This window comes from Tenacibaculum profundicola, assembly GCF_057220795.1.
This window is the reverse complement of sequence record NZ_CM170137.1, coordinates 1,855,420-1,869,771: the sequence shown is the minus strand read 5'-3', so window position 1 is coordinate 1,869,771 and position 14,352 is coordinate 1,855,420. Positions and strand designations below refer to the sequence as shown.

Genomic DNA, 14,352 nt, shown 5'->3' with positions numbered 1-14,352 from the left:
ATTTATTCTGTCACTTTAAGTCTTGCCTTTGCCGTTACAGAAATATCAGAATAGTTCTTGTTTAGGTATTGTAAATACCCTGTAATAGCTATCATAGCTGCATTGTCGGTTGTGTATTCAAATTTAGGAATATATGTTGTCCATCCCCAATGTTTTTCAGCTAGCTGCAATCTTTTTCTAATTTCGGAATTTGCAGAAACACCTCCAGCGATAGCAATATGTTTAATGTTGGTGTGTTTCACGGTGTTTTTAAGTTTATCCATTAAAATTTCAACGATAGTGTGCTGAATAGAGGCGCAGATATCGTGCAAATTTTCCTCGATGAAGTTAGGGTTTTCTTTTACATTTCTTTGAATAAAGTACAATATACCTGTTTTTAAACCACTAAAACTAAAATCTAGATCGCCAACTTTTGGTTTACTGAATGTATAAGCTTTAGGGTTTCCAAGTTGTGCGTATTTATCTATTAGTGGTCCTCCAGGATATGGTAACCCCAATATTTTTGCAGACTTGTCAAAAGCCTCTCCAACAGCATCATCAATAGTTTCTCCCAAAACCTCCATGTCAAAATGATTTGAAATTTTAACAATTTGTGTGTGTCCACCGCTAATGGTTAAACAAATGAAAGGGAATGGAGGAGCTTCACTATCCTTTTCTTTTATGAAGTGAGCTAAAATATGTGCTTGCATGTGATTGATACCAAGTAAAGGTACGCCTAACCCTAGGGATAATGACTTAGCAAAAGAAGTACCTACAAGCAATGAACCCATTAGCCCAGGGCCTCTAGTGAAGGCAATTGCATGTAAATCCTTTTTAGTAATTCCTGCTTGCGCTATAGCTTGTTGAACCACAGGAACAATGTTTTGTTGATGTGCTCTAGAGGCTAGTTCTGGAACTACCCCGCCATATTTTGCATGTACATCTTGATTCGCAACAATATTACTTAACACTTTACCATTACAAATAACCGCTGCACTTGTGTCATCACAAGAACTCTCAATGCCTAATATATATATGTTTTTCGTGCTCAAATTAAAAGGAGTTATACTGCAAAAATATTGATAATACGTTAGAAATTCGTTAAAATCAAATTTTCTTTATCATAAGGCAAGATTTTTGAAGTTAGCTAGTTACTTTTGTTATATAAAACTTCAGATTATAAAAAGGACCAAAAAAATAGTGTTTAAAATAATAAAGTACATCGTGCTTTTATTGTTATTGCTGGTGCTTTTACTGTCTTTGCCTCCTGTACAGAGTAAAATAGCTCGTCATGCTACAACCTATATAAATGATAGCTTTGGAACTGATATAGTAGTAAAAAAAATAGATTTATCCTGGTTGGGAAGTGTACAGTTGAAAGGAATTGAAATAAGAGACCATCATAAAGACACGTTAATCTTTGTAAAGAATTTAAAAACCTCATTGCGTAACGCAAAAAAAGTTATCAATAATAGAGTTGATCTCGGAGAGGCCTCGCTTCATGGGATTCATTTTTATATGAAAACCTATAAAGGAGAGAAATTTGATAACCTTGCTGTTTTTATAGATAGTTTTGATCGCAAAAAACCTAAAGATAGTTTATCAACTCCTTTTAAGTTGAAAAGTGAAAATATACGTTTGCGAGATTTGACCTTTAAGTTGTTTGATGAGAATAAGCGAGTTCCATTGGAATTTTCAGCACAGAAAGGTGGGGCTAATTTGAAGAATTTCTCAATTATAGGACCCGATGTTTCTGCAGATATTGAAAAGATGTATTTTATTGAAAATAACGGAGTCAATGTAACCAACTTATCAACGGGTTTTACGTATACAAAAACTCGTATGTTGTTTAAGAAGTTCGTTTTACAAACAAATCATAAATCAGAGATACAAGCAGATCTAAAGCTAACATATAATAGGAAAGACTTGATCGATTTTAACGATAAAGTACAAATAAAGGCGGCATTTAAAAAAAGTGCGATTTCGCTTAAAGATTTGAATAAATTGTATCGTGAGTTGAGAGGAAATGATATGCTCTATTTTACAGGTCTTGCCGACGGTGTATTAAATAACTTTAGCATAACTAACTTAAAGATGCATTCTAAAAAAGGAATGAAAATTATCGGTGATTTAGGTTTTGTAAATGCTTTAAAAACCAGAAGAGGTTTTGTTTTTGATGCCGACATAGAAAACGTTACGTCAAACTACGATCAATTAAAGAGTGTATTGCCTAATTTATTGGGTAAAACCTTACCTACTGAATTTAAAAGACTCGGTCTTTTTGCTATGTCTGGCTTTATAAAGATTACTCCTGATCAGATGGAAGCGGCTCTTATAGTAAATTCAGAGATAGGTACAACTATATCTGATTTACAGTTAACTAATATAGAGAATATAGATAATGCTGCTTATGTAGGTGAAGTAGAATTTAAAGATTTTGATATTGGTGTTTTTGCCAATGATCCACTACTGGGTAAGGTGTCATTAAAAGCAGATGTTAATGGAAGGGGATTTAATGTTGAGAATGTAAACACAATACTAATAGGAAAGGTAAGTAGCCTTGAGTTTAATAAGTATCAGTACAAAGATTTAATTGTAAACGGTCAATTTCAAAACAAGAAGTTTGATGGGTTTTTAAGTGCTGAAGACGAGAATTTTAAGTTAAAGTTTCAGGGATTGGCAGACTTTTCATCGGTTGTTCATAAGTTTGATTTTGAGGTTGATATAGATCAATTAAACCTAAAAGAGACCAACTTGTTTACAAGAGATAGTATTGCTCAATTAGAAGGGAAAATGGTGATGAATATCTCAGGAAATACACTAGATAATATCATTGGTAAAGCAGTATTTAAAAACGTGATCTATACCAATCAAAAGCAGGCCTATTCGTTTAAAAACTTTAATGTAAACTCAACCGTAAAAGATAGTATAAAAACCATTGAAGTAAATTCTGCTGATATCGTAAAAGGACAATTAAAAGGAAAGTTTTTATTTAATGAGCTTATTCCCGTAACACAAAATGCACTGGGAAGTGTATATACAAACTATCAACCTTTTGAGGTAACTCCAAGTCAGTTTTTAGATTTTGACTTCACAATTTATAATCAAATTATAGATGTCTTTCTCCCTAAAATAACCATAGGTAAAAATACGCGTCTGAAAGGGAGAATTAATTCTGATAAAAACTTACTAAAACTTACATTTTCGTCTCCGGAAATAAATGCTTATGAAAATTTAATGGAGGATGTTTTGTTGAGGTTAGATAATAAAAACCCACTTTATAATACACATTTAACAGCCGGGAAGATAGATTCAAAGTATTATGATATCGAAAAATTGAATTTACTGAATAGAACGGAAAATGACACGTTGTTTTTTAAATCGATATTTAAAGGAGGGAAAAAAAATGAAGGGAATTTCAACTTAGATTTTTATTACACTATCAACGAAGACCAGAAAGGGGTTGTTGGAATTCAAAAATCGACATTAAATTACAATGGGTTTGATTGGATGGTAAACCCTGAAAACAACAAAGAAAATAAAGTGACATTTAACCTAGGTGAGAAAGATTATTTTATCAGTCCATTTATGTTAAAATCTGGTGAGCAAGAAATAAAATTAAGAGGTGAGGTTAAAGGGGCAAATTATAAGGATTTACAGGCCGATTTTGATCAAGTAACTTTAGAAAGTTTTTTACCTTCGATAGATAGTTTAAAGTTAAATGGAAAGATTAATGGGGCTATTGAGTTTAAAGAGGAAGGTGGCAAATTAGCCCCGAAAGCAAATGTTTTAATAAAATCTTTTAAAATTAACGACTTTGATCAGGGAGATTTAACCTTAGATATTACAGGTAGAAATTCCTATGAAAAGTACTTAGTAAATATGCAATTGTTAAATGAGAAAGCAAAAAGCATATCTGCTCAGGGAGAATTGGACTTTAGTTTAGAACGACCATCAATAGATGTAACTATATCATTAAAAGAATATCAAATAGCGGCATTTAGTCCTTTGGGAGAAGAAGTGTTGTCAAAATTAAGAGGTAGTGTGTCTGGGGATTTTACCGCTAAGGGTTTTTTGAGGAATCCTGATTTTGATGGGGTTTTAGCATTTAAAGATGCGGGGTTAACTTTTCCGTATTTAAATGTTGATTTTGATTTAAAAGGGAATACAAATATCGAGCTAACCGGACAGCAATTTATCTTAGACAGGGTAACACTAGAGGATACGAAATACAAAACAAAAGCGGAACTGTCTGGGTATATTGCACACGAGAATTTTGAACTATGGTTTATGGATTTAGATATTAATACGGATAGGATGCTGGTGTTAGATACGCAAGAAGATGAAGACATACAATACTACGGAACTGGTTTTTTAAAAGGTACAGCAGAAATTACGGGAGCAACTAGTAATTTAGATATTATAGTAGAAGGAAGCACACAATCTGGAACCAAATTTGTAATTCCTTTAAGTGATGTTAAAATGATAGATAATTATAAGTTGATTCACTTTGAAAAAAGAACCACCGAAAAAGATGAAAAAGAAAAGATTATCAAAGATATAAAAGGATTAGATTTGAAAATGCAACTTGACGTTACAAAAGATGCTGTAGCACAAGTAGTCATCGATAAAGTTTCTGGAAGTGAGTTGAGAGGAAGTGGTCAAGGGAATTTAACGATAGATATCAATACGCGAGGAAAGTTCAATATGTATGGAGATTTTAAAGTTGATAATGGACTGTATAATTTTAAATATGCAGGTATTAGTAAGCCTTTTGTAGTACAAAGAGGAGGAACGATTTCATGGAGTGGAAGCCCTTATGATGCGGAGTTAGATCTTACAGCAGTATATAGAACAAAAGCAAACCCAGCTCAAGTTTTAGATAATATTAATTCTAGTCGTAAAATACCCATAGATTTATACACTAAAATCACTGGAGGGTTGTTTAGTTCGAAACAAGAGTTTGATATTAAAATACCAAACGCAAACTCAACGGTAAGTTCGGAGTTAGAGTTTATCTTAAACGAAAATGATTTGAATACAAAGATGCAGCATTTTTCGTTTTTGTTGGCTTTTGGAACTTTTTATAATGAGGAAGCTATTGGTGCCAGTGCAACATCCGGTTTGACCGGAACGGCCTCAGAAATAGCATCGAGTATCTTGTCGAGTATGTTAAATAGTGAAGGTAATAAATTTCAAGTAGGGGTAGGTTATACTCAGGGAGATAAGAATGATATAGAAAATTTGAATATTGATGATCAGGTAGATGTGTCGGTTAGTACACAGTTAAGTGATCGAGTGCTTGTCAATGGAAAGGTAGGGGTTCCTTTAGGAACCAATACGCAAACTAGTGTTGTAGGAGAAGTAAAAGTTGAGGTGTTATTAAATGAAGAAGGAAACTTTAGAGGAACTGTTTTTAATAGACAAAATGATGTGCAATACTCTATTGATGATGAGGGATATACGCAAGGAGTTGGGTTGTCATATCAAGTAAATTTTAATAATCTATCTGATCTTGGAGGTAAACTAGGTTTGAAGAAGAAGAAAACAGTAATAAAAAAAGATACCCTAGCTAAAGAAAAGAAAAATATAATATATTTTAAATCACCTAAAAAGAAAGAAAAATAACTTGTGTATAAATGATTAGAACAGTAAAAGATTATGTAATCATAGGATTAAAAGGAATGGCAATGGGAGCAGCAGATATTGTCCCAGGTGTTTCAGGAGGAACAATAGCGTTTATTTCTGGGATTTATGAAGAGTTACTTACGTCAATAAGTAATGTGAATTTATCCTTGTTTCAAACGTTAAAAAAAGAAGGAATCAAACAAGCATGGAGCCAATTGAATGGGAATTTTCTAGCGTCTCTTTTACTAGGTATTGCTATCAGTGTGGTGTCTTTAGCCAAGGTGATTTCTTGGTTGCTTGAAAATCATGAGATATTGCTTTGGTCTTTCTTTTTTGGGCTTGTTTTGGCGAGTATAATTTATATAGCAAAACAAGTAACTAGTTGGAATGCGTTATCACTACTTCTGTTGGTTGTAGGTGCTGGTTTAGCGTATTATATAACAACATTAACCCCTTTGATATCGGAAGAATCATCGCTGGCTTTTTTGTTTTTTGCCGGTGCCTTGGCAATTTGCGCCATGATTTTACCTGGGGTTTCTGGAGCATTTATTTTGGTTTTATTAGGAGCGTATAAGCCTATTTTAGCAGCGGTTAATGATAGGGACTTAACAACAGTCGCAACCGTTGCGGCAGGAGCAGTTGTTGGCCTATTATCTTTTTCGAGAATATTAAAGTGGTTATTCGCAAATTATAAAAATTATACATTAGTGACTTTAACGGGGTTTATCTTAGGGTCATTAAATAAAATTTGGCCTTGGAAAAAGGTGTTGACCTACAGAACCAACTCACATGGTGAACAAGTGCCTTTTAATGAGTTGTCGATATCTCCTTTGTCTTTTGAAGGTGATTCACAATTGTTATACGCAATTGTATTAGGTGCTTTTGGATTTGGTTTAATTTTATTGCTTGAAAAAATAGCTGTTAAAAGGCAGTAGAAAATATGTAACTTCGTGACGGTAATAAAACTGCATGTATAAAGAACGGACATTCATACAAAAAGTCAATTTGTTTTTAAAAGGATTGGCCATGGGAGGAGCAAATAAAGTACCCGGAGTTTCTGGGGGGATGATTGCTTTTATTATGGGATTCTATGAAGAACTTATTTATACTTTTCAGCGAGTAAACGGAAAGGCTTTTAAACTATTATTTAATGGTCGTTTTAGGAGTTTTGGGCTCTACACAAATTTACAGTTTTTGGTACTTGTTATGGCCGGGAGCATGTTTAGTTATTTTAGTATTTCCTTACTCCTTGATTTCTTTTTAAAGAATTACGAGTTATATGTTTGGGCTTGGTTTTTTGGAATGATAGTAGGGTCTATTTATTATATATCAAAAGATTTTGGAGACTGGAAACTGAAGAATATTATAGCTTTATTAATAGGAGTATCCATAGGATTAGCCATAAGTTTTATGATACCAGCAAAAGAAAATGATAACCTTTGGTTTGTGTTTTTGTGTGGTATCATTGGTGTTTCAGGAATGACCTTGCCAGGGCTTTCAGGCTCTTTTATCTTAATTTTATTAGGTAATTATGTGTTGCTATTGGTTGATAGTGTTAATGTTTTAGCCAATGTTATCACGAGTTTAATTTCTGGAAATTTTGAAGTGTTAAAAGACCCGGTTAAGGTGAAATACCTTAAAATTATTGGTGTTTTTACTGCGGGTTCAGCATTTGGGTTAGTTTCTATATCACATTTGTTGGCCTATGTTTTAAAAAGGTGGCATCAAATTGTTACGGCGATTTTAATCGGTTTTATTACAGGGTCATTGGGTATTGTATGGCCATGGAAAAAAACGATATACAAAACAGAAGGAATAACGTTTTTAGTAGATAAAAAAGGGAATAAAATTATAGAAAATTACCAGCGCTACATTCCAGATATTCAGAGTGAGGAAACATGGGTGTCAATTGGTTTTATCGTGTTTGGTATAGCCCTGATTTTAATGATTGATTTTTATGAAAGAAGAAAAAAATAAGAACTTATTTGCTTTAATTGGAAAAAATATTTCATATTCATTTTCAAGGGGGTACTTTACAGAGAAGTTTTCAAAATTAAAATTAACGGATCATCAATATATTAATTTTGACGTACAAAGTATTCGTGAGCTTCCAGAGAAGTTAGAGGAGTGTAAGAGTCAGTTAAAAGGAATGAATGTTACTATTCCATACAAACAAGAAATTGTTGTTTTTTTAGACGAGATAGATGAAGAGGCAAAAAGTATAGGGGCTGTAAATACTATAAAAATAACAAAAAACGGGAAGCTGAAGGGATATAATACAGATGCGTACGGATTTAAAGAATCATTAAAGCCTCTGTTGAAAAAACATCATAAAAAAGCATTGATATTAGGTACAGGAGGAGCTTCAAAAGCAGTGGCTTACGTTTTCGATAAGCTAAAAATTGAATATATATTTGTATCGAGAAGTCAAAGTAAAGAAGAAGGTTTTATAGGGTATAATGATATTAATAAAGAAGTAATGACCTCATGTTTATTAATAGTTAACTGTACGCCATTAGGTACACATCCTCATGTGAACAACTGCCCGAATATTCCTTATGAATTCATTACAGAGAAACATTTATTATATGATTTAATTTATAATCCATCAGAAACAATGTTTTTAAAAAATGGAAAAAAAAGAGGGGCAACAATTAAAAATGGAATGGAAATGTTAGAACAACAAGCAGAAAAGTCTTGGGAAATATGGAATAATTTAATGTAATCATCATTGAAATAAAGTGTGCATTATTATAAGAATGCTTATCTTTAACACTTAATTAAAAGGAACTTAAACATTGTAGATATGTTAGAAAACAACGAAGAACAGATGGAACAATCAGTAAATGAAGCTGAAAGAGTGATGAATGATGATGAAAAGGTAGTGCGTGAAGATGGACAGTTAGAGAAAGAAACTGAGCAAATAGTGAATGAAACTGAAGTTATGGAGGATAATACCGAAAAAGAAGTAAAAGAAGAAGGTGGAACGGAGACTGCAGTAAATGAGACAGAGGAAGTAGTGAATGAAGCTGAGGTAGTAGAGAATACGACTGAGAAAGAAGCAATAAATAAAGGTGATGAGGCTGGTGATGCAGTAGAAGAAAACGAAAAGACTGAACATAAGACTGAAGCGGTTTCGAATGATGCTGAAAAGGCAGTAAATGAAGTGGAGAATGAAGTAGCTGAAGAAGCTGAAAAGGCAGATGAAAAGCATCAAATTCCGATGCTTGATTACGCTGTAATGGAGTTGGATAAATTGGTTGAAGAATTATCAAAACTGTTAAAATCATATCCAATTCAGCAGTTAAAAAATAATATTGAAGCGATCAAATCTTCTTTCAATTCTAAGTTTGGGAAGCTGTTAGCGGAGAAAAAAGAAGCGTTTTTGGCAGAAGGAGGAAATTCAATAGATTTCCAGTTTTCTAGTCCAGTAAAAACAGAGTATAACAAATTACTTGGGGAGTATAAAACAAAACGTGATTCATATTATTCTCAATTAGAAAGACAACTTAAAGAAAATCTTGAGAAAAGAAATGCGCTGATAGAAGAATTGAAATCATTAATTGAACATGGAGATGTAAGAAATATGTACAATGATTTTCAAGAAATTCAAAAGAAATGGAGAGCGGTAGGGCCAGTGCCAAAAACGAAGTATAATGATACCTGGAGAACCTATCACCATCATGTTGAAAGATTTTATGATTTATTGCATTTAAATAAAGATTTTAGAGAACTTGATTTTAAACATAATCTAGAGGAAAAATTAAAGTTAGTCGCCAGAGCAGAGGCATTAAATGAAAAAGGGGATGTAAATGAAGCATTTAAAGAATTGCAAGATTTACATCGTTTGTGGAAAGAAGAAATTGGACCTATTGGTAAGGAGTATAGAGAAGATATATGGGGTAGGTTTAGTCAGGCTACGAAGAAAATTCATGATAAACGTCATCAGTATTTCAAACAATTGAAATCAAAGTATCAAGAAATGATTGATGCAAAGTTGTTGGTTATAGCAGAAATTGATACGTATGATACGTCTAATAATAAGACACATAATGATTGGCAAAAAAGTATTGTAGATATTGAGGAGTTGAGACAAAAATACTTTGCAGTAGGTAAATTACCTTATAGTAAAAGTGAGGCTGTTTGGCAGCAATTTAAGGCAGCTACCAAAAAGTTTAACGCGGCAAAAAATATTTTTTACAAAGAAGAAAAAAGTTCTCAAAGTGAAAATTTAAAGAAAAAAATGGAGTTGGTGGAGTTGGCGGAAAGTTTAAAAGAGAGTGAGGATTGGGAGGTTACCACAAATACTATGAAACGTATTCAATCTGATTGGAAAAAAATCGGGCATGTACCACGAAAATATTCAGATGAAATTTGGAAGCGTTTTAAGGGAGCATGTAATTACTACTTTGACAGACTTCATGATAGAAAGAATGAAGTAAATAAAGAGCAACTGGCTGTTGTAGATGGTAAAAAAGAGATTGTAGAAGAAATAAAATCTAAAGAAAATCTAACTCTTGATCAAGTACAGGAATACATTTTAAAATGGAAGGAGCTAGGAACTTTGCCTAGAAATGCACGTTATCTAAACGAAAAGTTTAATAAAGCTATTGATGCTCATTTGAATAATATGGATATGAGTAAGGCGGATATTGAAATGTTGAAGTTTAAAAATGTGATAGACGGTTATTTGGGGCAAGAGGATTATAGAAAACTAGATAGCGAACAGTTGTTTATAAGAAGAAAAATAGATGAAAATGTTCGTGAAATGCAGCAATTAGAGAATAACCTTAGTTTTATTTCTAATGCTACCGAAGATAACCCGTTTGTGCAGAGTGTGCGAAAAGGTATTCAGGAATTCAAGGAACAATTAGATATTTGGCAATTAAAATTAGATTATTTAAAAAAACTCAATTATTAAAAGAGTGTAAAGAATAATAAAGAAGCGGTACTATGTAAATAGCACCGCTTTTTATTTGTAGAAGGTTTTATTTTTTAGGAGGGTATTTGCTTAGTAATTTGTCGATTATTTTTGTGAAATAGGCTTTCTTTTCAATTGGAGAAAGGTTTTCGTTTATTTCACTACTGACTTCTCCGTGCCATATTAATTCGTCGTTTTTTGCATCAACGAAATCTATAGTTAATATTTGATTGATTTTTTGACTGCCAATAGGGACGTTACCCGAAATTCCAAAACCAATATTCCTGCCACCACCGATACCAACACCTATGGTATTTCTATTAGCATGTTTTCTTTTCTGTGAAAAGAAATTAATGTATATGTCGGGTGTTTCCGATAGGTGCAATTGTTTGGAACTTAATTTTTTGTTGATTTCTCTTGAAATCCTTTTTATATCCAATGCATTCAAATCTTTCCCCGCATCTTCAAAGAAATTGAACGTTTTGTATGTTGGGAAATTGATATTGTTATCGTAATCGTATATTACGTTACTTGAAGAACAACCGATTAGGACTGCTAGCCAAAGGTATCTTAAGTTATTCATAATGTTTTTTAACGCTAAAATAATAAAAATGAATCTTCTGTCATTTGTGATTTGAAATTATACGATTTACAACTAAATATTTCGCATATCTATTATTTCTTTTGTAGCTATTTTTGCGTTATAAAACTTAACCATAGCTTGGCTATGCTAAAGTTTTATGCCTTAAACTAACTTAAAATAATTCAATACCTATATACGAAATATTTATCTGTAAATCGTATTACTCTTTCGCTTCGCTCATTAAAAGGTTTCGAACAATGCTGTTTTTTAGGGTAATACCAGTTATTGTTTGAATTTACTGTAAACGAAAATGGTATAACATGCCTATTCATTGATCTATAGACGAAGTATAGGTTTGCTAGTAATTAGATACTTGTGTCGTTACTTAAGAATAGGTATAATCATAGGAGATGTGTCATGGCTGTACTAGAAAAAGTTAAATATAGTTGTAAGCCTACTATAAAGATAAAAGCCTCGAATTATCGAGGCTTTTAAGTAAAGTTTGTTAGTTTGATTATTGGACGGCTTCTAAGGCGTTAATATTTCCATATCCAAATTCAGAATGTTTATTAGGATAAAAATCAGCCGATTCTTTCATTTTTTGCAGTACTTGCGATCTTGACCAACCCGGGTTTTTTGCCCAAACCAAGGCGGCAATACCAGCAGTTGTAGCTGTTGCGACAGATGACCCTCCAACGTAGCTCTCTTTACTATTATAGTAACTTAGGGTAGGTATTTTGTTGTCAGTTCCATTTGTTCTTTGCATTTGTACGGTAAAATCGATAGCAGACCCTGTGTGGCATACATCGCAATTGTCATACTGACCTTCTTTGACTCCGGTAACAGCAACAGTTTCACTCATGCTTGCTGGGAAAATAACCCCGTACCAAGTGGTGAATGATGTAGAAGTTCCTCCTGCTGCGATGATCATTTTACCTCTATTATAAGCGTATTTTATAGCGTCTTCTACTTTGCCAATGCCAAAAGGAGAGCCTATAGACATTGAAATTACTTTAACATCACTTCTGTTTCCTAAAGCAGTTAAGGCTTCTGAAACACCTCTTTTTTCATGATAGTCATCAATGATTACATTTTCTACAGCTCTGTAGGTTACCAAGTTTGCATTGTAGGCAACACCAACAGGGAGGTTATTGTCGTTTCTTGGTGCGGTAGCGACTGAAGCCATACTAGTTCCATGTCCACACTTATCATTAACCCCATCGTAATTATTAGACCAATACCACCAAGAATCTACAAAGGTTCCATATTTCTGAACTGTTCTACCTGACGAATAACCGTCATTAAAGTATTGATTCATCCATTTTTGCTCAGGTGATAATCCAGTGTCAATTACAGCAACAGTTACCCCCGCACCCGTACTGTAGTCCCATGCTTGTGGGATGTTGTGTAGATCAAATGCCCAAGGAACTCTTGCGCCTGGAGTTATTGTTCGGTAATCGTTCCCGTTGAGTGTAGACTGGCTGTAGCCACAACCAGAAGAAGAGGAAGAACGTTGTTGATTTTGCTCATCTGACGTAAAAAAACTGTATCCGCCTGGTTCGATGTACCTGACTTTAGAGTCATTTAATAAAGCGATTACTGTCTCTTTATTTTTAACTGTAACATCGACGATGTTTATGTTTTCATCGGCATATATTTCAATTTTGGATTTACCAGATGTGTTTTCTAAGCTTCCAACCAATGCTAAAATTTCGTCTTTAATATTTTTAGAGTTTGCGTTTCTTTCAAAGTTGGCTTTAGACGTACCATAACCAATGGTTAGAATGTGTTCACCGTGTTCTAGAGCGCTCCATATAGTATGGGCATCCTGTTCAAACCATTTAAATTCGCCGCTGCTTTCAAGTGATTCTTTTATAATTGCGTTAATTTCAGATTTAGATAATAATTCTTGCTGTTCTTGATTTGTCATTTCCAATGACTCATTTTTAGAACAAGAAAATATGGTTAGGATTATTCCTAGGTATAAGATCCGTTTTTTCATTATATGTAAGATTTTTTATTAAATTTTAGCGAATATATTAAAAAATACATACAATCAGCATCTTTTCAATAAAAACAAATCAACTATGGTTATTTTTTAATAAAAAAAGAGATGTTTTTTTATTAAAAAAGCAAGGAAGTGATCCTTGCTTTGCGAATAAATAACGGAGGCTTTACGTTTTTTGTTGTTAATCGTTAATGAGTACCCTTGTTGGGGTATCCATGCCATTAATAATACTTTCAATTCCTGTGGCTACGGCCTTGATTGTTTCTGTTAAAACTTCGATATCTAAAGTTTCTGCCTCATCTGATACTTTATGGTAATCAGGGTCAATATCTATAGGGGTAGTAGAGAAAGTGTGCGAGGGTACTCCTAAGCGTGCTAGGGAGGCGTTATCAGATCTGAAGAATAAGTTGTATTTAATATAGGGGTCAGGAAATAATTGGTATCCCGTACCTTTTAAATTTTTTTGAATAATTTTTCCGAAATCTGAACGATGAAAACCAGTTAGCCATGCTGTTTTTGGACCTGTATTTGGTTCTTTGCCAATTAATTCCAAATTTACTCCGGCGATGAATTTACTAGCGTTAATTCCTTTTCCAAAATAAGTAGAACCAATCAAACCCATTTCTTCAGCGGTAAAACAAATAAATATAATACTACGTTTGTTTGTTCTTTTTTTGGCGAAATATTCAGCTAAAGCTAAAACACCAACAACGCCAGAGGCATCGTCATTTGCTCCATTAAAAATACGATCTCCTGTTCCATTTTTCTTTATTCCAAGATGGTCGTGATGAGCTGAGATAATTACAAATTCATCTTTTTTGGTGGTGCCTTCCAGTACACCGATAATATTACTCATTTCAATTCCTTGATGAACAAAATTTTGACGGTAACTAGGGAGTTTGTTGTACGTTTTTAGGCCAATCTTTTTGTATTCATTTTCTATATACTTCGTGGTTTTTTCCATTCCTAAGGTACCAGGTTTTCTTCCCTCCATCTCATCAGAAGCAAGTGTGTACAAATGTGTTTTGATGGTTTGCTGCTCTATTTGAATCGAAGATTTTTTTGAAACTTCTCTGGAAATGACTGACCTATTTATTTCGGTATTTTTCGTTGATTTGCATGAAAGGAATGCAAGCGGAAATAGAAGAAGAATTATTGTTTTTATGTTCATATTAATTTGATTTTAAAGTCTAAATATAGCTAATTTAATTTCTTACTTTTGTGCGAAACAAT

The 14,352-nt window shown here is 33.2% G+C and carries 9 protein-coding genes; 5 read left to right on the top strand and 4 right to left on the bottom strand.

Annotated features, from left to right (window positions below):
* Positions 1-2 precede the first annotated feature (2 nt).
* Complete coding sequence (gene tsaD / locus AC2TDS_RS07940; protein WP_484738562.1) at positions 3-1,031, bottom strand: tRNA (adenosine(37)-N6)-threonylcarbamoyltransferase complex transferase subunit TsaD; 1,029 nt, start codon at positions 1,029-1,031, stop codon at positions 3-5.
* Positions 1,032-1,179: 148 nt separating this feature from the next.
* On the opposite strand from tsaD, the gene AC2TDS_RS07935 reads away from it, so the two are divergent.
* The 5 genes from AC2TDS_RS07935 to AC2TDS_RS07915 all read left to right on the top strand — a co-directional run bounded on the left by AC2TDS_RS07935 (position 1,180) and on the right by AC2TDS_RS07915 (position 10,528).
* Entirely contained in the window at positions 1,180-5,607 is a 4,428-nt protein-coding gene (locus AC2TDS_RS07935) for a translocation/assembly module TamB domain-containing protein (RefSeq protein WP_484738561.1), read from the top strand.
* An 11-nt stretch (positions 5,608-5,618) separates the two neighbouring features.
* Entirely contained in the window at positions 5,619-6,542 is a 924-nt protein-coding gene (locus tag AC2TDS_RS07930; RefSeq protein ID WP_484738560.1) for a polyprenyl-phosphate transporter, read from the top strand.
* 34 nt (positions 6,543-6,576) lie between these two features.
* On the top strand, positions 6,577-7,584 hold the full coding sequence (locus tag AC2TDS_RS07925; RefSeq protein WP_484738559.1) for a DUF368 domain-containing protein: 1,008 nt from the start codon (positions 6,577-6,579) through the stop codon (positions 7,582-7,584).
* Positions 7,565-8,332 carry a shikimate dehydrogenase family protein gene (locus AC2TDS_RS07920; RefSeq protein WP_484738558.1) on the top strand — a complete coding sequence of 256 codons (768 nt, stop codon included), beginning with the start codon at positions 7,565-7,567 and terminating at the stop codon, positions 8,330-8,332. The genes AC2TDS_RS07925 and AC2TDS_RS07920 overlap by 20 nt, the downstream gene beginning before the upstream one ends.
* A gap of 81 nt (positions 8,333-8,413) precedes the next feature.
* A complete protein-coding gene (locus tag AC2TDS_RS07915) occupies positions 8,414-10,528 on the top strand; it encodes a DUF349 domain-containing protein (RefSeq protein ID WP_484738557.1) in 2,115 nt (704 codons plus the stop codon).
* Positions 10,529-10,595: 67 nt separating this feature from the next.
* On the opposite strand, the gene AC2TDS_RS07910 is transcribed toward AC2TDS_RS07915, so the two are convergent.
* From AC2TDS_RS07910 to AC2TDS_RS07900, 3 genes are all read right to left on the bottom strand, one after another.
* Positions 10,596-11,111, bottom strand: coding sequence for a DUF4136 domain-containing protein (locus AC2TDS_RS07910; protein ID WP_484738556.1), 516 nt, complete (start codon positions 11,109-11,111; stop codon positions 10,596-10,598).
* A 514-nt stretch (positions 11,112-11,625) separates the two neighbouring features.
* Positions 11,626-13,113: a S8 family peptidase gene (locus tag AC2TDS_RS07905; protein WP_484738555.1), complete on the bottom strand. Its 1,488-nt coding sequence runs from the start codon at positions 13,111-13,113 to the stop codon at positions 11,626-11,628.
* 187 nt (positions 13,114-13,300) lie between these two features.
* Entirely contained in the window at positions 13,301-14,290 is a 990-nt protein-coding gene (locus tag AC2TDS_RS07900; RefSeq protein ID WP_484738554.1) for a M28 family peptidase, read from the bottom strand.
* Positions 14,291-14,352 lie beyond the last annotated feature (62 nt).